Annotated in this window: 13 protein-coding genes; 2 read left to right on the top strand and 11 right to left on the bottom strand. The window is 65.8% G+C overall.

Going from position 1 to position 18,793, the window contains the following annotated elements:
* Nucleotides 1-96: 96 nt before the first annotated feature.
* The 6 genes from yihA to VGD28_RS11970 form a co-directional block, all read right to left on the bottom strand.
* Nucleotides 97-738: a ribosome biogenesis GTP-binding protein YihA/YsxC gene (yihA, locus tag VGD28_RS11995; RefSeq protein WP_331028569.1), complete on the bottom strand. Its 642-nt coding sequence runs from the start codon at nucleotides 736-738 to the stop codon at nucleotides 97-99.
* Complete coding sequence (gene yidC / locus VGD28_RS11990; protein ID WP_331028568.1) at nucleotides 735-2,468, bottom strand: membrane protein insertase YidC; 1,734 nt, start codon at nucleotides 2,466-2,468, stop codon at nucleotides 735-737. The genes yihA and yidC overlap by 4 nt, the downstream gene beginning before the upstream one ends.
* Before the next feature lie 21 nt (nucleotides 2,469-2,489).
* On the bottom strand, nucleotides 2,490-2,702 hold the full coding sequence (gene yidD, locus VGD28_RS11985) for a membrane protein insertion efficiency factor YidD (protein WP_066576234.1): 213 nt from the start codon (nucleotides 2,700-2,702) through the stop codon (nucleotides 2,490-2,492).
* Between the two features lie 211 nt (nucleotides 2,703-2,913).
* Nucleotides 2,914-3,231 (bottom strand): ribonuclease P protein component, encoded by a 318-nt coding sequence (gene rnpA, locus VGD28_RS11980; RefSeq protein WP_331028620.1) that lies wholly within the window; start codon nucleotides 3,229-3,231, stop codon nucleotides 2,914-2,916.
* A gap of 11 nt (nucleotides 3,232-3,242) precedes the next feature.
* On the bottom strand, nucleotides 3,243-3,377 hold the full coding sequence (rpmH, locus tag VGD28_RS11975; RefSeq protein ID WP_219239405.1) for a 50S ribosomal protein L34: 135 nt from the start codon (nucleotides 3,375-3,377) through the stop codon (nucleotides 3,243-3,245).
* Nucleotides 3,378-3,464: 87 nt separating this feature from the next.
* Nucleotides 3,465-3,749 carry a hypothetical protein gene (locus tag VGD28_RS11970; RefSeq protein ID WP_331028567.1) on the bottom strand — a complete coding sequence of 95 codons (285 nt, stop codon included), beginning with the start codon at nucleotides 3,747-3,749 and terminating at the stop codon, nucleotides 3,465-3,467.
* 212 nt (nucleotides 3,750-3,961) lie between these two features.
* Here VGD28_RS11970 and VGD28_RS11965 point away from each other — a divergent pair, with 212 nt between their 5' ends.
* Together VGD28_RS11965 and VGD28_RS11960 are read left to right on the top strand one after the other, a co-directional pair.
* The gene (locus VGD28_RS11965) at nucleotides 3,962-5,470 is read left to right on the top strand and encodes a YifB family Mg chelatase-like AAA ATPase (RefSeq protein ID WP_331028566.1); all 1,509 of its coding nucleotides are present in this window, start codon (nucleotides 3,962-3,964) and stop codon (nucleotides 5,468-5,470) included.
* Between the two features lie 23 nt (nucleotides 5,471-5,493).
* Nucleotides 5,494-5,961 carry a DUF805 domain-containing protein gene (locus tag VGD28_RS11960; RefSeq protein ID WP_331028565.1) on the top strand — a complete coding sequence of 156 codons (468 nt, stop codon included), beginning with the start codon at nucleotides 5,494-5,496 and terminating at the stop codon, nucleotides 5,959-5,961.
* 3 nt (nucleotides 5,962-5,964) lie between these two features.
* On the opposite strand, the gene VGD28_RS11955 is transcribed toward VGD28_RS11960, so the two are convergent.
* The 5 genes from VGD28_RS11955 to rpoB form a co-directional block, all read right to left on the bottom strand.
* Nucleotides 5,965-7,062 carry a PepSY-associated TM helix domain-containing protein gene (locus VGD28_RS11955; protein WP_331028564.1) on the bottom strand — a complete coding sequence of 366 codons (1,098 nt, stop codon included), beginning with the start codon at nucleotides 7,060-7,062 and terminating at the stop codon, nucleotides 5,965-5,967.
* Between the two features lie 14 nt (nucleotides 7,063-7,076).
* On the bottom strand, nucleotides 7,077-9,350 hold the full coding sequence (locus tag VGD28_RS11950; protein ID WP_331028563.1) for a TonB-dependent receptor: 2,274 nt from the start codon (nucleotides 9,348-9,350) through the stop codon (nucleotides 7,077-7,079).
* Nucleotides 9,351-9,512: 162 nt separating this feature from the next.
* Nucleotides 9,513-9,866: a hypothetical protein gene (locus tag VGD28_RS11945; RefSeq protein WP_331028562.1), complete on the bottom strand. Its 354-nt coding sequence runs from the start codon at nucleotides 9,864-9,866 to the stop codon at nucleotides 9,513-9,515.
* 247 nt (nucleotides 9,867-10,113) lie between these two features.
* A complete protein-coding gene (rpoC, locus tag VGD28_RS11940; protein WP_331028561.1) occupies nucleotides 10,114-14,394 on the bottom strand; it encodes a DNA-directed RNA polymerase subunit beta' in 4,281 nt (1,426 codons plus the stop codon).
* 86 nt (nucleotides 14,395-14,480) lie between these two features.
* The gene (rpoB, locus tag VGD28_RS11935) at nucleotides 14,481-18,635 is read right to left on the bottom strand and encodes a DNA-directed RNA polymerase subunit beta (protein WP_331028560.1); all 4,155 of its coding nucleotides are present in this window, start codon (nucleotides 18,633-18,635) and stop codon (nucleotides 14,481-14,483) included.
* Nucleotides 18,636-18,793 lie beyond the last annotated feature (158 nt).

Raw genomic sequence — 18,793 nt, 5'->3', positions numbered from 1 at the left:
AAATACCCCCTCCGAATCGCCTCCCCCCGGAGGCGATGGAGAAACTATTGTTCGCGTTAACTATGCGGGCAACACTATTCTGCGCGTGATGCGAGACTAGACGCTGACCGCCTCAAGAACCGCGGCGCGCAGCTCGGCGATTCCGTCCGCCTTCTCGCTTGAGGTTGCGAGGATGTCGGGATGCGCGGCGGGGCGCTTGCGTGCTTCGGCGATCGTGCGCTCGGTGACTTCGGCAAGCTCGGCCGGCTTGATCTTGTCGGCCTTGGTCAGGACGATGCGGTAGCTCACCGCCGCCGCGTCGAGCATGTCCAGGATATCGCGATCGACCTCCTTGATGCCGTGGCGGCTGTCGATCAGCACCAGCACGCGCTTGAGCACGTCACGCCCGCGCAGATAGTCGTTGACCAGGAAGCGCCACTTCTTGACGATGTCCTTGGGCGCCTTGGCGAAGCCGTAGCCGGGCATGTCGACCAGCCGGAACCTGAGCGGATCGCCGACATCGAAGAAGTTCAGCTCCTGCGTCCGCCCCGGCGTGTTCGAGGTGCGGGCAAGGCCGTTGCGGCCGGTCAGGGCGTTGAGCAGCGACGACTTGCCGACATTCGATCGGCCCGCGAACGCAACTTCCGGCACCGTGGGATCGGGCAGGAAGTGAAGCGCGGGCGCGGATTTCAGGAACGCGACCGGGCCGGCGAAGGTCTTTCGCGCGGCCTCGATCGTTTCGGGATCGAACTGCGTCACTTCTTCCCCGGTTTCGCCGGTGCCGCGACCACCGGTTCCTTGAGCGCCGGGTGGCGCATGTAGAGGAACTTCTGCTGCGCGATGGTGAGCAGGTTCGAGGTGATCCAGTAGATCTGGAGACCCGCCGCGAACGGCGCCATCACGAACATCAGCACCCAGGGCATGATCGCGAAGACCTGCTTCTGCATGTCGTCCATCGGCGCCGGGTTGAGCTTGAACTGCGCCCACATCGACAGGCCGAGCAGGATCGGCAGCACGCCGATCGCCAGGAATGCCGGCGGGTTGAAGTCGAGCAGCCCGAACAGGTTGAGGATGTGCAGCGGGTCGGGCGCCGACAGATCCTTGATCCACAGGACGAAGGGCTGGTGGCGCATCTCGATCGAAAGCATCAGCACCTTGTACAGCGCGTAGAGGATCGGAATCTGGAGCAGGGTAGGGAGGCAGCCCGCGAGCGGGTTCACCTTCTCGTCCTTGTAGAGCTTCATGATCTCCTGCTGCTGGCGCGGCTTGTCGTCCTTGTAGCGCTCCTGGATCGCCTTCATCTTTGGCTGGAGCGCGCGCATCGACGCCATCGAGGCGAACTGGCGCTGCGCGATCGGGAAGAGCAGCAGGCGGACGGTGAGCGTCAGCAGGATGATCGCCACGCCGAAATTCTCCACCATCCGGAACAGCCAGTGGAGGTAGTGGAAGATCGGCTTCTCGAAGATTTCGAACCAGCCCCAGTCGATCGCCTTGCCGAACTGGCGGATTCCGCCCTTTTCCTCATAATCGTCGAGCAGGTTGATGTCCTTGGCGCCCGCAAAGAAACGCGAAGTCTGAGTCACCATCTGTCCTGGGCCGAGCTGGCGTGCGGTGGCCGGCTCGAACTGCGCCTGGGTCGCGGTGCCGCCGGCCGGGCGGAATTTGAGACTCGTCGCCATCCCCTGATCGGGAATCAGCGCGGTCAGCCAGTAAATGTCGGTATAGCCGATCCAGCTCCCGCCGGCCGCGTCGAACTTCTGCTCGCCTTCCTCCGTTACGGTGCTGTAGTTGACGTCGTAATTGACCTTGCCGGGATAGGCGGCGACCGGGCCGGCATGGATCGTCCAGGTGTCGTGGTCCTTGCCCGGGCCGTAGCGGTAGAGATAGCCGTAGCCCGCGACGCTGATCGGCTTCTCGCCCAGGTTCGCGACGCGCTGGCGGACGGTGAACATATAGCCCTCGTCCACCGACAGCTCGATGATGAAGCGCTGCGTGCCGTTGCTGGTGGTGAGCCTGACCGGCGTGGTCGGGGTCAGCTTGGTGCCGCTGGCGGTCCACACCGCGTCGGCGGCGGGAGCGGTTAGGCCGGTGCCCGACCAGCCGAAGCCCGCGAAATAGGCGTCCTGCGTGCCGGAAGGCGAGAGCAGGCGGATCGGCGGGCTGTCCTTGGCGATCGTCTCCTTGTGCTTGACCAGCACCAGATCGTCGATACGCGCGCCCTTGAGATTGATCGATCCGCGCACGGTCGGGGTCTCGATCTGCACGCGCGGGGTCTCGGCGATCACCAGCTTGCGGTCGCGGATCGCAGTCGGGGTGTCCGCCGCGGGATCGGCGCCGGGGTTGGCGACGACCTCGGTCTTGCCGCCCTTGATCTCGGTGACCGGCGGATTGGCGGTCGGGAACAGCCAGCCGGTGACCATCGGCCAGCCGAACAGCAGCAGCGCGGCGAGCACGGCGAAGAGCAGGAAATTCTTCTGGTCGTCTTTCACGTCAGTCCCCGGTTCAGGAAATCAGGGCACGGGATCATAGCCGTGCCCACCCCACGGATGGCAGCGAAGGATGCGCCGGAGCGCGAGCCATCCGCCCTTGAGCGCGCCATAGCGGGAGAGTGCCTCGATTGCATAGGCCGAACAGCTCGGCGCATAGCGGCAGCTGGGCGGAAGGATGCGCGACGGGCCGATCTGCCAGCCGCGGGCGATCAGGATGAGGGCGCGGGCGATCATGTGCAGCCCCTTCCCAACCCGACTCCGTCATTCCCGCCCTTCGACTGCCTGCAAGGCAGGCGCTCAGGATTAACTTCGGCCAATGGCCGAAGGCGGGAATCCATTGCTGCTGCCGGTGCGGCCCTTGCGAGAAGCCAGCCGGAATGGATCCCCGCCTGCGCGGGGATGACGGCTGTTGGAGTGGAATGTGGAGTGGAATGATGGCACGTCGTCATCGCCGCACCTTCGCCAAAGCCTTGGTGAGGTCGGCCTTGAGCGCCGCGAAATCGCGTTCGATGCCCAAGTTGCGGCCGATCAGCACATGATCTGCGCCTGCGATGCCCTCGGCGGGCAGGATCGCGCGCGCGAGCTCGCGGAAACGGCGCTTCATGCGATTGCGCACGACCGCGTTGCCGACCTTCCTGGATACGGTGATGCCGATTCGCATGAGCGTGTCGCCGTCCGCGCGATCGCGGACGAGCAGCACGAATCCCGGTGTCGGAGCGCGCTTCCCCGCATTGGCCGCGAGATAGTCGCGGCGCTGCGTGATGCGCGTCAGGCTTACGCCGACAGCTTGTTGCGGCCGCGGGCGCGACGGGCGCGAATCACCTTGCGGCCGCCCGGAGTCGCCATGCGCGCGCGGAAGCCGTGCCGGCGCGCTCGCACCAGGTTGCTCGGCTGAAAGGTCCGCTTCATCGCTCATTCCCTGAAATCTAGAAACTAAAAGGGCCGCCACAGGGGCGACCGCGTGTGCAGGGCCGTTAGCCAAAGGTGCAGGCAAAGTCAATTCGCAGCCAGCTCTTTCGCGCGCTGGCGGCGCCTTTTGGCGCTGGCGCGGATCAGGATGCGGTCGATAAAGGCGCCGACGCGCGGCCAGCGCGCCTTCCACCGCACGAACCGGTGCCGTGCCCAGCGCGAATTGCGCAAGATCAGCACGATCCCCAACGCCGCGACCAGCGTACCGCCCGGGCCGGGCAGCGGAGAGATGAGGGGCGCCACCACGCAGAACAGCAACACGCCCGTTACCAGCAGGGCGATTCGCACGATCGGATGCGGTTTGCGGCGCATAGCCAGGAGGTGGGGGCGTGTGTTGCTGATACAAGACGCGAGTGCGATGAACCGTTGCACCCTTGTTGTTACGGCACCGGCGCGCTCCCCCGCCCGGCCACCCGTATGATACTGCCGTTGGGTGGCGGGGTGGGGAGTGGGCCGGCGCCGTGTTTGAAAACGCTCTTCCGCGTTTTCAAACTAGCGCTAGAGTGCGAACAAATGGGGGGCATATGGTCGCGAGCGTATCCACGGTTGCGTATCTCGGACTGGAAGCGCGCGCCGTCGAGGTGCAGTGCAACCTCGTTCCCGGCCTGCCCAATTTCGTCGTGGTCGGCCTGCCCGACAAGGCCGTGGCGGAGAGCCGCGAGCGCGTGCGCGCGGCGATGGCGGCGATCGGGCTGGCGCTGCCGCCCAAGCGGGTGATCCTCAACCTCTCGCCCGCCGACCTGCCCAAGGAAGGGTCGCATTTCGACCTGCCGATCGCGCTGGCGCTGCTCGGCGCGATGGGCGTGGTCGATGCCGAGGCGCTGAGCGAGCATGTCTTCGTCGGCGAGCTGAGTCTCGACGGGCGGATCGCGCCGTCGCCGGGCGTGCTGCTCGCGGCGCTGCACGCGGCGGAAATGGGGAAGGGGCTGGTGTGCCCGGTCGCGCAGGGGCCGGAAGCAGCCTGGGCCGGGACGACGGGCGTGATCGCCGCGCCCGACCTGATCGGCCTGATCAATCACTTCAAGGGGCAGCAGCTGCTCGGCGCGCCGCAGGCGGGCGAGGCCGAGGAGGTGCTGCACGGCCCGGACCTGCGCCAGGTGAAGGGGCAGGAGACCGCCAAGCGCGCGCTTGAGATCGCCGCGGCGGGCGGGCACAACCTGCTGATGGTGGGGCCGCCCGGCGCAGGCAAGTCGCTGATGGCGAGCTGCCTGCCGGGCATCCTCCCGCCGCTCAACGCCGCCGAGGCGCTCGAGGTGTCGATGGTCGCCAGCGTCGCGGGGACGCTGCAGGGCGGCAAGCTCACGCGGATGCGTCCGTTCCGCTCGCCGCATCACTCGGCGTCGATGGCCGCGCTCACCGGTGGCGGGCTCAAGGTCAAGCCGGGCGAGGTCAGCATGGCGCATCTCGGCGTGCTGTTCCTCGACGAATTGCCGGAATTCCAGCGCGCGGTGCTCGATTCGCTGCGCCAGCCGCTGGAGAGCGGGACCGTCAGCGTCGCGCGGGCCAACGCGCACGTCACCTTTCCCGCGCGCGTCCAGCTGGTCGCGGCGATGAACCCGTGCCGCTGCGGCCATCTCGGCGATCCCGCCTTGGCGTGCGCCCGTGCCCCCAAATGCGCCGCCGATTATCAGGCGAAGGTCTCGGGACCGTTGCTCGACCGAATCGACCTTCACGTAGACGTGCAGCCGGTCACCGCCGCGGACCTGGTGCTGCCGCCGCCTGCCGAAGGATCGGCCGAAGTCGCGGCACGCGTCGCGGCGGCACGCAGGGTGCAGGCGGCGCGCTACAACGGATCGGGCACCCGCACCAATGCCGAGGCGGACGGCCCGCTGCTCGATGCCGCGGCGACCCCCGACGAGCCGGGCCGCAAGCTGCTGGCGCAGGCGGCGGAGGCGATGCGGATGTCGGCGCGCGGCTATACCCGTGTGCTGCGCGTCGCGCGGACGATTGCCGACCTGGCCGGCAACGAGACGGTGGGGCGCATTCACGTCGCCGAGGCGTTGAGTTACCGTCGCCAGGTGCCGCGTTCCTAGGCGGCCGCACAAAAGGGGGCGTGATGCGCTGGGCGCTTTTGCCGTATCGACGCTATTTCGAGTTTCGAGGGCGTTCGCGCCGCATCGAATTCTGGGCATTCTTCCTGTGGTGGCTGATCGCCTCGATCGTGCTCCGGCTGATCGAAGGCCTGTTCGGCCTCGACGCACTGGCAGCGGGCTTGCTTCTCATATTGCTGTTCATGCTGGGCAGCTTTATCCCCGGGCTGGCGGTGACGGTTCGCCGCCTGCACGATGCGAATCGCACCGGCTGGTGGGCGCTGCTTCCGTTCACCACCTTCTTCCTCGCGTTCGCCGCGGTGGCCTTTGGCGTCGAGGAAGACGAAAGGGTGTCGATCACGATCGGGACTGCGGTGGTGTTGTGCCCCCTCGCGCTGCTGGTCATGCTGGCATGGAAGGGAACGCGGGGGCCGAACCGCTTCGGCGAGGACCCCGACAATCCCGACATCGATCTGGAAGCGGTGTTCGGCTAGCCGCTATTCCGCAGCCACTGTCACGGGCCGCGCCCGCCGCGTCGGCCTGGGCCTGGGCCGCTTGAACCAAAAGGTCCACACGGCGAAGCTGCCGAGCATCGCGAGGACCAAGCCGGACGCGGCGATGGCGAGCTTCCACAGGATGCCGCCCACCTTGCCCGCATGGAGCGGATAGAGCGCGTTGTAGGCGCGGATGCCCGCCGGCATCGCCTGAACGTTGCGCGTATCGACCAGCGCGCCGTTCTCGGGCCGGAACCAGACGAGCGTGCGGCCATTGGGCAGCCATTCGGGCGGTTGCCGCAAGCGCATCTGGATCAGCCCGCCGGGCTTGCGCGGCAGCGAGACGAGGCGGATCTCGGCGCCGGGATAGCGCGCGCGGGCAGCGGTGAACATCGCCGCCCAATCCAGATCGGGGGACAGCGCGCCGCCCTCCACCTTGGGCGGCACGAACGGCGCGGACAGTGCATCGCCGCCCTGGCCGGGGACGAACAGCGCGTTGGTGATGGGTTTCAGCACCATCAGCATACCCGTCGCCATCGACAGGAACAGCAGCGGCGCGAAGACCACGCCGATGTCGCGATGATGGGTGACGATCGCCGGGCGGCTCAGGCGCTTGGGGAACAGTCGGAACTTGAAGGTCTTGCGCAGCCGCCACCACAGGATCGCGCCGGTGACGACGAATAGCAGGCCGATCAGCGCGACGATGCCAGCGACGGTCTCCCCCGCATCGCCGAAGAACAGGTGATGGTGGAAATCGAACAGCCACAGCTCGACCCGGTCCCATTTGCCGCCCCATTCCGCGACGATTCGGCCTGACTGGTCGGCATAGGCGCCCGCGCCCTCGCCGAGCGACAGGCGGGCGAGGCCGAAGTCGTGCGTCGGGAAGAGGATCGATTGCGGCGGGCCGCCCGGCGCGGCCATCGCAGCGTTGATTTGCGCTACCAGCGCCGGGATGTCCTGGTGCTGCGCATCGCCTGCACCGGGCAGCCAGGCCAGCCACCACGTCTTGAACGCGAGGATCGCGCCGGTAAGGCCGAGCAGCCCGAGCACCAGCCCGATGATCCCGCCCGTCCAGCGGTGGAGAAGGTCGATCCACTTCATAGCCGCGGCAGTCCTCAGAAGCGATAGTCCCAGCCGAGCGTAAAGGTCCGCCCGCGACCCGCGAACACCGCATAGACATCGGTCGGCAGGCGCGTGTCGCTCGAATAGTCGATATATTGCTTGTTGAAGAGGTTCTGCACGCTGAGGCGCAGGCCGCCGAGACCGGTATCGTAGCGCACGGTGGCGTCGGTGACGTTGTAGCCGCCGAAATTGTTGCGCTGATCCGGGCGCGGCTTGCCGGCGTCCGCGCTGAAGGTGCGTGCCAGATAGAATTGCGACTGCACCAGCATCGACAGCGGGCCGCGATCGAAGCTAGCCGTCAGGTTCAGGCGATCGGGCGAGATGTTCACGCCGTCGAGGTCGGTGTCGACGATCCCGTCGGGCGCGTTGCGATTGGCGTCGCTGTCGAACCGGCCCTTGATGTGCGCATAGCCGATGCCGAGCTTCAGCCCCTCGATCGGCGTCGCGACGCGCAGGTTGAGCTCGAGTCCTTCGAGCTCGATGCGCAGCCGCTGGACGTCGAAGATGCGGTCAACGCCCTGCACCAGCAGCTGGCCCTTGTCGCTCGACGACCAGAAATAGGTGGCGCTGGCGTCGAGCGGGCCGCGCTTCACCTCGATTCCGATCTCGCGGTTGTTGGAGACGATCGGCTCAATATCGAGGAAATTGTCGAGGTCGATGTTCGGGGTGCCGATCGCACGGGTGATGCGGCCGACATCGGGAACCGTGTAACCTTCGGCATAGCTCGCATAGGCGCGGATGCCGGGCAGCGGCTCGACGATCGCGCCGCCGTTGAAGAGGACATCCTCGAAGGTCGGCTTGCCGCCGCCGACATCGACGCCGCCATAGGTGGAGGGGCCGCATGGCGTGACCGGCGCGGCGGGCGGGGTAGTGCAGGCGACGAAGGTGGTCGACGCGATCGAATGATAATCGCCGATCTTGATCTGCACATTCTCCCAGCGCGCGCCGCCCGCAAGGCGGACCAGGCCATCGAACAGCTTGAGGTTGAGCTGGCCGAAGGGCGCGAGGCTGCGGAAGTCGGTCGGCGGCACATAGGTGCGGTCGGTTGCGATCAGCCTCTGCTCGGTGCGATCCCACAGCGCATCGAACCCGATCGTCGCAGTCAGCGCCTCGAACCCCGGGACCGCGCGCTCGTAGCTCAGCTTGGCGCCGATCTTGCGCGAGCGGTTCTCGGTCTGGTCGAACAGCGTGCCGATCGGGGCGATCGCCGGGTCTTGCTGGCTGATCTGCGGATTGACGTCGGCGCCGAACGTGTCGCGCGTGCGGCTGACGAAGACCTGACTGACGAAGTTGCCGCCCCACAAATCGCTGTCGGTGAGCGACAGCGCCGCGCTTTCGGCGAGGTTGGCGGCGGGCTTGAGCGGTGGCGTGCCGCGCTTCGCGCTGGTCGGCACATCGGTGAGCTGGCTGCCGAGCGGGCGGCGGACGCCGGGCACGGGCACGTAGCGGTGGTTGCTCTCGATATCGAAGCGCGAGAGGATCAGGTCGAGCCGTGCCGTATCCGACAGCGCATAGCCGAAGCGCCCGAACAGCGATAGCGCCTCGGAATCCATCGTCTCGCCCTGGGTCAGGTTGTTGCCGACCGGGCGGCCCTCGGCATCGTAATAGAGGCCGCGATCCTCATAGGCCGCGCCGATCGATGCATCGAACCGTCCCGCCTTGTACTGGACCAGGCCCGCCAGCTTGCCGCCGAAGCCTTCGTCATCGAAGTCGTTGCTCGCCGTGCCCTGCACCAGCACGCGGCCCGACAGGCCCTCGCGCTTCGGCGCACCCAGCGTCACCTGATTGACGATGCCGCCGGTGCCGCCGATGCCCTGCAACGCGTTCGAGCCGTAGATCAGCTCGACCCGGTCGACGAAGAAGCCGTCGATGGTGAACCCGTCGCGGCTGCCGTCGCGCAGCGGTGTCGACTGGGGGATGCCGTTGATCGCATAGAGCGGCGAGCGACCGCGCAGCGTCTCGCCCGCGCCCGACAGCTTCTGGCGGGTGGGGGAGAAGGAGGGGGTGAGCGTAGCCACCGCATCGGTGACCGAGCCGGAGATCGCGATCTGCTGGTCGAGCGTCTCCTTGTCGATCACGTCGATCGTCAACGGCAGCGCGTTGGGCGGCAGCACGGTGCGCGCCGCGGTGATGACCACCTGGCCCTCGTCCTCCGCGTCGCCCGGTGCCGCAGCTTCGGTAGTAGCCGCGGTCTCATTGGCATGCGCGACGGTAGGCGCGAGCCAGACCAGCGCGACGAGGGGTAACGACGAACGCAGACGGATCATTGGAGTCTCCCTTTGCTGCGCCCGCTAACAGCGAAAGGAAGGTAATGCAAACTAGTCGCATTAACTGCGTTGGACCGGTCCGGTATTCCAGCACGATGGGCCAGCAGATCGAAGCGGCCGCCGCCCGCCCATTGGACGACGGCCGATATCGCGCAGTGTGGATTAGAACCGGCGCGTATAGACCCAGTCGAACGCGGTGTAGTTGCCCTGACCGTCGGTGACCGTGATCGGGATGATCTCGGGGCCGTAGCCGATCGAATAGATGGTGGTCACCGAGTCGCCGACCCCACTCACGCCTGGTCCCCAGGAGACGGAATAGATCGTCAGCTGATCGCCATCGGCATCGGTGCACCATTCATCGACGTAGAAGCCGACATCGGCATACATGCCGGTGTTGGTCTGCGGATCCTCGAACGAGCCGCTGCAGACCGGTGCCTCATTGGCGCTGGCGGCTGCGGGCACGAATGCGGCAAACGAAGCTGCCGCGGCGGCGAGAACAGAAACTGCTTTGCGCATCTGATCACCTCTCCTGTTTTCGGTCGATTTGACCCAGGCGAAGGTGAGCGGTGCTTAAAACAGATGCAATCCATTTTACGGGATTGAGTCCCATATAATGAGTCAATTGGCCATTAGCTTAGTGTGGGAGGACGCTTTGCGATGCGCGGGATCGGACGCTGCAAGGTAGATCACCCAAGAAAAAGCCGCCGCCCGGGCTTCCGGGCGGCGGCTCATTTCACTCAGCGCGACCGCTGAAACGGAGCGATTACTCGCTCTCGTTCAGGTAATCGCCTGCGGCCTCGTCGCTGCCGTCTCCCGAGACTTCGACCTTCTCCAGTGCGTCGCTGGTGGCCATCGCCTCGATCGGGTCCTGCGCCAGCTCGGCTGCATGCTCCTCGGCGGCCGAGCTCGGCGCGATGAGGGCTTCCTGCAGCTTGCGCTGCTGCGCACGGAGCGCGGCGTCGCGGCTGGTGGCCGCGATGCGCATCCGGTTCATACCCGCGCCGGTGCCGGCGGGGATGAGACGGCCCACGATCACGTTCTCCTTGAGACCGATCAGGGTATCTTGCTTACCCTGCACGGCGGCTTCGGTGAGAACTCGCGTGGTCTCCTGGAACGACGCCGCCGAGATGAAGCTGCGGGTCTGCAGCGACGCCTTGGTGATGCCGAGCAGGATCGGCTTGCCCTGTGCGGGGGCCTGGCCGGGCTCGAGCTTGGCATTGGTCTCGTCCATCTCGTCGCGGTCCACCTGCTCGCCGGGGAGCAGGGTGGTGTCGCCGGCGTCGGTGATCTCGACCTTCTGCAGCATCTGGCGAACGATCACCTCGATGTGCTTGTCGTTGATCTTCACGCCCTGGAGTCGATAGACTTCCTGGATCTCCGACACGAGATATTCCGCGAGCGGCTCGATGCCGAGCACCTCGAGGATGTCGTGCGGATCGGGCGAGCCGCCGATCAGGTTGTCGCCACGCTTGACGTAGTCGCCTTCCTGAACGTCGATCACCTTCGACTTGGGCACCAGATACTCGACGACCTCGCCGCCATCCTCGGGCTGGATGCCGATCTTGCGCTTCGCCTTATAGTCCTTGCCGAACACGACGCGGCCCGAGACCTTCGCGATGATCGCGTTCTCCTTGGGCTTGCGTGCCTCGAACAGCTCGGCGACGCGCGGCAGACCGCCGGTGATATCGCGGGTCTTGGCGCTCTCGCGGCTGACACGCGCCAGGACGTCGCCGCCCTGAACCACCGCGCCGTCCTCGACCGAGATCACCGCACCCGGCGCCAGCATGTAGCGCGCAGCCTCACCCTCGCTGTCCCCGGTCAGGGTCAGGCGCGGACGCAGGTCTTCCTTCTTGGCTGCAGCGCCGCGGTTCTCGATGACGACGCGCTGGGCGATGCCCGTCGCTTCGTCGACCTGCTCGGTCAGCGTCTTGCCGTCGATCAGGTCCTGATACTTCACGACACCGCCGGTTTCCGTGATCACCGGCATGGTGAACGGATCCCACTCGGCCATACGGTCGCCCTTGGTGACGACATGGCCGTCGTCGAACATCACGTATGCACCGTACGGGATGCGATGCACCGCAAGCTCGCGGCCGTCCATGTCGAGGATCGCCAGCTCGGCCGAGCGCGAGGTGACCACGCGGCGGCCACGCTGATCGACGATGATGCGGACGTCGCGGAACTCGACCTTGCCGTCCACAGGGGCTTCGAGGTTCGACTGCTCGTTGAGCTGCGCCGCGCCGCCGATGTGGAAGGTACGCATGGTGAGCTGCGTGCCCGGCTCGCCGATCGACTGCGCCGCGATCACGCCGACCGCCTCGCCGATGTTCACCGGCGTACCGCGGGCGAGGTCACGCCCGTAGCACTTGGCGCATACGCCGATCTTGGCCTCGCACACCAGCGGGCTGCGGATCTTCATGCCTTGGATGCCCAGCGCCTCGATCTGCGTGATCATCGCCTCGTCGAGCAGCGTGCCGACCGGGATCGCCACCTCGCCCGTCTTGGGATCGACCACGTCCTCGGCCGTGGTGCGGCCCAGGATGCGCTCGCCTAGCGACGCGATGGTCGAGCCGCCCTGCACGATCGCCTTCATCTCCAGCGCGCGCTCGGTGCCGCAATCCTCCTCCATGACGACGCAGTCCTGCGACACGTCGACGAGGCGGCGGGTCAGATAACCCGAGTTCGCGGTCTTCAACGCCGTGTCCGCGAGACCCTTGCGGGCGCCGTGGGTCGAGTTGAAGTATTCAAGGACGGTCAGGCCTTCCTTGAAGTTCGAGATGATCGGCGTCTCGATGATCTCGCCCGACGGCTTGGCCATCAGGCCGCGCATGCCGGCAAGCTGCTTGATCTGCGCTGCCGAGCCACGCGCACCCGAGTGCGCCATCATGTAGATCGCGTTGGCGGGCTTCTCACGGCCGGTCTCGGGGTCCTTCTTGACCGCCTTGATCTCGTCCATCATCGCAGCCGCCACCTGGTCGCCGCAACGGCTCCAGGCGTCGATCACCTTGTTGTACTTCTCCTGCTGCGTGATCAGGCCGTCCTGATACTGCTGCTCATAATCCTTCACGAGCGCGCGGGTCTCGTCGACCATCGCTTCCTTGGCGCCCGGAATGATCATGTCGTCCTTGCCGAACGAGATGCCCGCCTTGAACGCGTGGCGGAAGCCGAGCGCCATGATCGCGTCGGCGAACAGCACGGTCTCCTTCTGGCCGGTGTGGCGATAGACCTCGTCGATCACGTCGCCCACGTCCTTCTTGGTGAGCAGGCGGTTGACGACGTCGAACGGCACCTTGTGGCTCTTGGGCAAGCACTCGCCGAGCAGCATGCGGCCCGGCGTGGTCTCGAAGCGCTTCATATAGGTGTTGCCGTCCTCGTCCGTCTGCGGGACGCGGCTGACGATCTTCGAGTGCAGCGTCACGGCACCGGCGAACAGCGCCTGATGCACCTCGGCCATGTCGCCCAGGATCATGCCTTCACCCGGCTCGTTCTCCTTCTCCATCGAGATGTAGTAGAGACCGAGGACCATGTCCTGCGAGGGCACGATGATCGGCTTGCCGTTGGCGGGGGACAGGATGTTGTTGGTCGACATCATCAGGACGCGCGCTTCCAGCTGCGCTTCAAGCGACAGCGGGACGTGCACGGCCATCTGGTCGCCGTCGAAGTCGGCGTTGAACGCCGAGCAGACCAGCGGGTGGAGCTGGATCGCCTTGCCCTCGATCAGCACCGGCTCGAACGCCTGGATGCCCAGGCGGTGGAGCGTCGGCGCGCGGTTGAGGAGGACCGGGTGCTCGCGAATGACTTCGTCCAGGATGTCCCAGACTTCCTTGCGCTCCTTCTCGACCCACTTCTTCGCCTGCTTGAGGGTCATCGACAGACCCTTGGCGTCGAGGCGGGCGTAGATGAACGGCTTGAACAGCTCGAGCGCCATCTTCTTGGGCAAGCCGCACTGGTGCAGCTTGAGCTCCGGACCGGTCACGATGACCGAGCGGCCCGAATAATCGACGCGCTTGCCGAGCAGGTTCTGACGGAAGCGGCCCTGCTTGCCCTTGAGCATGTCGGACAGCGACTTGAGCGGCCGCTTGTTGGCGCCGGTGATCGTGCGGCCGCGGCGGCCATTGTCGAACAATGCGTCGACGGCTTCCTGCAGCATGCGCTTCTCGTTGCGGACGATGATGTCCGGCGCGCGCAGCTCCATCAGGCGCTTCAGGCGGTTGTTGCGGTTGATCACGCGGCGGTACAGATCGTTCAGATCCGAAGTCGCGAAGCGGCCGCCGTCCAGCGGCACCAGCGGGCGCAGCTCGGGCGGAATGACCGGAACGACGTCGAGGATCATCCACTCCGGGCGGTTGCCGGATTCGATGAACGATTCCACGACCTTGAGGCGCTTGATGATCTTCTTGGGCTTCAGCTCCGACTTGGTCGTCGCCAGCTCTTCCAGAAGCTCCTTGCGCTCACCCTCGAGGTCGAGGTCCATGAGCATGATCTTGACCGCCTCGGCGCCGATGCCGGCCGAGAAGGCGTCCTCGCCATATTCGTCCTGCGCGTCGAGCAGCTCGTCCTCGGTGAGGAGCTGGAACTTCTCGAGCGGGGTGAGGCCGGGCTCGGTGACGATGTAGCTCTCGAAGTACAGCACGCGCTCGAGCTGCTTGAGCTGCATGTCGAGCAGCAGGCCGATGCGCGAGGGCAGCGACTTCAGGAACCAGATGTGCGCGACCGGGGCGGCGAGCTCGATATGGCCCATGCGCTCGCGGCGGACCTTCGAGACGGTGACCTCGACGCCGCACTTCTCGCAGACGATGCCTTTGTATTTCATGCGCTTGTACTTGCCGCACAGGCACTCGTAATCCTTGATCGGACCGAAGATGCGCGCGCAGAACAGGCCGTCACGTTCGGGCTTGAACGTGCGGTAGTTGATCGTCTCGGGCTTCTTGATCTCGCCGAACGACCACGAGCGGATGCGGTCAGGCGACGCAATGCCGATCTGGATCTGGTCGAAGGTCTCCGGTTTGGCGACCGGGTTCGCGAAGTTGGTCAGTTCGTTCATTCTCTGTGTCCCTCTGGAGGGTCAAATTCGTCGGGCGGGGAGGGGACGGAGCACTGTGATGTCAACACAGCGCTCCGTAGCACCCGTTACTCCGCCGCCTCGGCCAGGTCGTCGCCGTCCTCGATCTCGTCGAGATTCTTGAGCTCGACGTTGAGGCCCAGCGAGCGCATTTCCTTGACGAGAACGTTGAAGCTCTCCGGAATGCCGGCCTCGAACGTGTCGTCGCCCTTGACGATCGCCTCATAGACCTTGGTGCGGCCGACCACGTCGTCGGACTTCACCGTCAGCATTTCCTGCAGCGTGTACGCCGCGCCATAGGCCTGGAGCGCCCAGACCTCCATTTCACCAAAGCGCTGGCCGCCGAACTGCGCCTTGCCGCCCAGCGGCTGCTGGGTGACGAGCGAGTAGGGGCCGATCGAACGCGCGTGGATCTTGTCGTCGACCAGGTGGTGGAGCTTCAGCATGTAGATGATGCCCACCGTGACCTTGCGGTCGAACGCATCGCCCGTGCGGCCGTCGAACAGCACCGACTGACCCGAGGTGTCGAGGCCAGCCAGCTCCAGCATCGCCGACACGTCGCTCTCGCGCGCGCCGTCGAACACCGGGGTGCCCATCGGGATGCCCGTGCGGACATTCTCGATCAGCTCGGCGACCTGCTCGCCGCTGCGCGCCTTGATCTCCTCGGCATAGTGATCGCCATAGATCTCGACGAGGCGATCCTTGACCGCGGCCGGCATCTCGCCCGCCTTGGCGTCCGGATTGTTCTCGCGCCACTCTTCGAGCTGCGCGGCGACCTGCATGCCGAGGTTGCGCGCGGCCCAGCCGAGATGCGTCTCGAAGATCTGCCCGACATTCATGCGCGAGGGCACGCCCAGCGGGTTGAGCACGAGATCGACCGGCGTGCCGTCCTCGAGGAACGGCATGTCCTCGACCGGGAGGATGCGCGAGATGACGCCCTTGTTGCCGTGACGGCCGGCCATCTTGTCGCCCGGCTGCAGCTTGCGCTTCACCGCGACGAAGACCTTGACCATCTTGAGCACGCCCGGGGGCAGCTCGTCGCCGCGCTCGAGCTTCTCGCGGCGGTCCTCGAACTTGTCCTTGATGCGCTTCACGGCCTCGTCATACTGGCCCTTCACCGCTTCGAGGTCGCCCTGGACCTTGTCGTCCTGCACCGCGAACTTCCACCATTCGTGGCGGTCGACGCTGTCGAGCAGATCCTCGTCGATCACCGAGCCCTTCTTGAGGCCCTTGGGCGTGCCGGTCGCGGTCTGGCCGAGCAGCATCTCGCGCAGGCGCGACCAGGTCGCGCGGTTGAGGATGTTGCGCTCGTCGTCCGAGTCCTTCTTCAGGCGCTCGATCTCCTCGCGTTCGATCGCCATCGCGCGCTCGTCCTTGTCGATGCCGTGACGATTGAAGACGCGAACGTCAACGATCGTACCCGACACGCCCGGGGGCAGGCGGAGCGAGGTGTCACGCACGTCGCTGGCCTTCTCGCCGAAGATGGCGCGGAGCAGCTTCTCTTCCGGCGTCATCGGGCTTTCGCCCTTCGGCGTGATCTTGCCGACCAGGATGTCGCCTGGCTCCACTTCGGCGCCGATGTACACGATGCCCGCCTCGTCGAGGTTGCGCAGCGCTTCCTCGCCGACGTTGGGGATGTCGCGGGTGATGTCCTCGGGCCCGAGCTTGGTGTCGCGGGCCATCACCTCGAACTCGTCGATATGGATCGACGTGAACACGTCGTCCTTCACGATCCGCTCGCTGATGAGGATCGAGTCCTCATAGTTGTAGCCGTTCCAGGGCATGAACGCGACGAGCGCATTGCGGCCCAGCGCCAGCTCGCCGAACTCGGTCGACGGGCCGTCGGCGATCACGTCGCCCACGTTGACGACGTCACCCACCTTCACCAGCGGACGCTGGTTGATGCAAGTGGACTGGTTGGAACGCTCGAACTTCATCAGCGTGTAGATGTCGACGCCGCTCTCCTCCGCCGACACCTCGCCGGTGGCGCGGATCACGATGCGCGACGCGTCGACCTGATCGACGATGCCGGCGCGCTTGGCAGCGATCGCGGCACCTGAGTCACGCGCGACGGTCTCTTCCATGCCGGTGCCGACGAACGGCGCTTCCGCCTTCACCAGCGGGACGGCCTGGCGCTGCATGTTCGAGCCCATCAGCGCGCGGTTGGCGTCGTCATTCTCCAGGAACGGGATCAGCGACGCGGCGACCGAGACGAGCTGCTTGGGCGAAACGTCCATCAGCGTGATCTGGTCGGGCAGCGCCATCAGGAACTCGCCCGCCTGACGCGCCGAGACCAGTTCCTCGGTGAAGCGGTTGTCGCCATCGACCTCGGCCGAAGCCTGGGCGATGGTGTGCTTGGCCTCTTCCATCGCCGACAGATAGACGACCTCGTTGGTCACCTTGCCGTCGATCACCTTGCGGTACGGCGTCTCGATGAAGCCGTACTTGTTGACGCGCGAGAACGACGCCAGCGAGTTGATCAGACCGATATTCGGGCCTTCCGGCGTCTCGATCGGGCAGATGCGGCCATAATGGGTCGGGTGAACGTCGCGGACCTCGAAGCCGGCGCGCTCACGGGTGAGGCCGCCCGGCCCGAGCGCCGACACGCGGCGCTTGTGGGTGACTTCCGAAAGCGGGTTGGTCTGGTCCATGAACTGCGAGAGCTGCGACGAGCCGAAGAACTCGCGCACCGCGGCGACCGCAGGCTTCGCATTGATCAGGTCGTTCGGCATCACGGTGGACACGTCGACCGAGCTCATGCGCTCCTTCACGGCGCGCTCCATGCGGAGCAAGCCGACGCGATACTGGTTCTCGAGCAGTTCGCCCACCGAACGCACGCGGCGGTTGCCGAGATTGTCGATGTCATCGACCTCGCCCTTGCCGTCCTTGAGGTCGACCAGCGTCTTGACCACGGCGAGGATGTCCTCGGTGCGCAGCGTCGTCACCGTGTCCTCGGCGTCGAGGTCGAGGCGCATGTTGAGCTTGACGCGGCCCACGGCCGACAGGTCGTAGCGCTCCGGATCGAAGAACAGGCCGCCGAACAGCGACTCCGCGGTCTCCAGCGTCGGCGGCTCGCCCGGGCGCATGACGCGGTAGATGTCGGACAGCGCCTGCTCGCGCTCCTCGGCCTTGTCAGCCTTGAGCGTGTTGCGGATCCACGGACCTGTCGAGACATGGTCGATGTCGAGCAGCTCGATGCGCTCGATGCCCGCCTTGTCGAGCTTCTCGAGGTTTTCGGCCGACACTTCGTCGCCCGCCTCGATATAGATCTCGCCGGTCGACTCGTTGATCAGGTCGAACGCGCTGTAGCGGCCGAAGATCTCCTCGGTCGGGATCAGCAGCGTCTCAAGGCCGTCCTTCTGCGCCTTGTTGGCGGCGCGCGGCGAGATCTTCTGGCTGGCCGGGAACACCACTTCGCCGGTCTTGGCGTCGATGATGTCGAACGCCGGCTTGGCGCCGCGCCAGTTCTCGGGCTGGAAGGGGATCTGCCAGCCGTTCGGACCGCGCACGAAGGTGACGGTGTTGTAGAAGTGGTTGAGGATCTCTTCGCTGTTCAGGCCCAGGGCGTAGAGCAGCGAGGTCACCGGCAGCTTGCGCTTGCGGTCAATGCGGACGTTGACGATGTCCTTGGCGTCGAACTCGAAGTCGAGCCACGAGCCGCGATACGGGATCACGCGCGCCGCGAAGAGGTACTTGCCCGAAGCGTGGGTCTTGCCGCGGTCATGGTCGAACAGCACGCCCGGCGAACGGTGCATCTGGCTGACGATGACGCGCTCGGTGCCGTTGATGAAGAAGGTGCCGTTGCCCGTCATCAAGGGCATGTCGCCCATGTAGACGTCCTGCTCCTTGATATCGAGCACCGACCGGGCTTCCGTATCGGGATCGACCTCGAACACGATCAGGCGAAGGGTCACGCGCATCGGCGCGGCATAGGTGATGCCGCGCTGGCGGCATTCCTCGACGTCGAACTTGGGCGGCTCGAGCTCATAGGTGACGAAATCGAGCTCGGCGGTGCCAGCGAAGTCGCGGATCGGGAACACGCTGCGCAGCGTCTTCTCGAGGCCCGACACATAGCCGATCGAAGGATCGGACCGGAGGAACTGCTCGTAGGATTCGCGCTGAACCTCGATCAGGTTCGGCATCTGCACCACTTCGTGGATGTCGCCGAACACCTTGCGGATGCGGCGCTTTGCGGTGCCGCCTTCGATCGCCTTGGTTGCCATGGGTGTATTTTGCCTCGTCAGCCTGAAAATCGTCCCGGTATCCGCCGGTGCAGGCACGCGGACAGACGCCAAAAGGGCCGAGCAACTTCCTCCTCGAAAAAGAAGAAAAGCTCAGCCTCTCAAGCGTCTATGATCCCCGGCGGCCAATTCGTCCGATG

Origin of the sequence: Sphingomonas sp., assembly GCF_036402235.1 — a bacterium.
In the GTDB taxonomy this organism is placed as follows: domain Bacteria; phylum Pseudomonadota; class Alphaproteobacteria; order Sphingomonadales; family Sphingomonadaceae; genus Sphingomonas.
Note: the sequence above shows the minus strand (reverse complement) of the source record. Positions and strands in the feature narration are given on the sequence as shown.

Coding starts and splice junctions, on each gene's coding strand:
- yidD (WP_066576234.1), bottom strand. CDS start 2,702: ATGATCGCCCGCGCCCTCATCCTGATCGCCCGCGGCTGGCAGATCGGC.
- rpmH (WP_219239405.1), bottom strand. CDS start 3,377: ATGAAGCGGACCTTTCAGCCGAGCAACCTGGTGCGAGCGCGCCGGCAC.
- VGD28_RS11970 (WP_331028567.1), bottom strand. CDS start 3,749: ATGCGCCGCAAACCGCATCCGATCGTGCGAATCGCCCTGCTGGTAACG.
- VGD28_RS11965 (WP_331028566.1), top strand. CDS start 3,962: ATGGTCGCGAGCGTATCCACGGTTGCGTATCTCGGACTGGAAGCGCGC.
- VGD28_RS11960 (WP_331028565.1), top strand. CDS start 5,494: ATGCGCTGGGCGCTTTTGCCGTATCGACGCTATTTCGAGTTTCGAGGG.
- VGD28_RS11955 (WP_331028564.1), bottom strand. CDS start 7,062: ATGAAGTGGATCGACCTTCTCCACCGCTGGACGGGCGGGATCATCGGG.
- VGD28_RS11950 (WP_331028563.1), bottom strand. CDS start 9,350: ATGATCCGTCTGCGTTCGTCGTTACCCCTCGTCGCGCTGGTCTGGCTC.
- VGD28_RS11945 (WP_331028562.1), bottom strand. CDS start 9,866: ATGCGCAAAGCAGTTTCTGTTCTCGCCGCCGCGGCAGCTTCGTTTGCC.
- rpoC (WP_331028561.1), bottom strand. CDS start 14,394: ATGAACGAACTGACCAACTTCGCGAACCCGGTCGCCAAACCGGAGACC.
- rpoB (WP_331028560.1), bottom strand. CDS start 18,635: ATGGCAACCAAGGCGATCGAAGGCGGCACCGCAAAGCGCCGCATCCGC.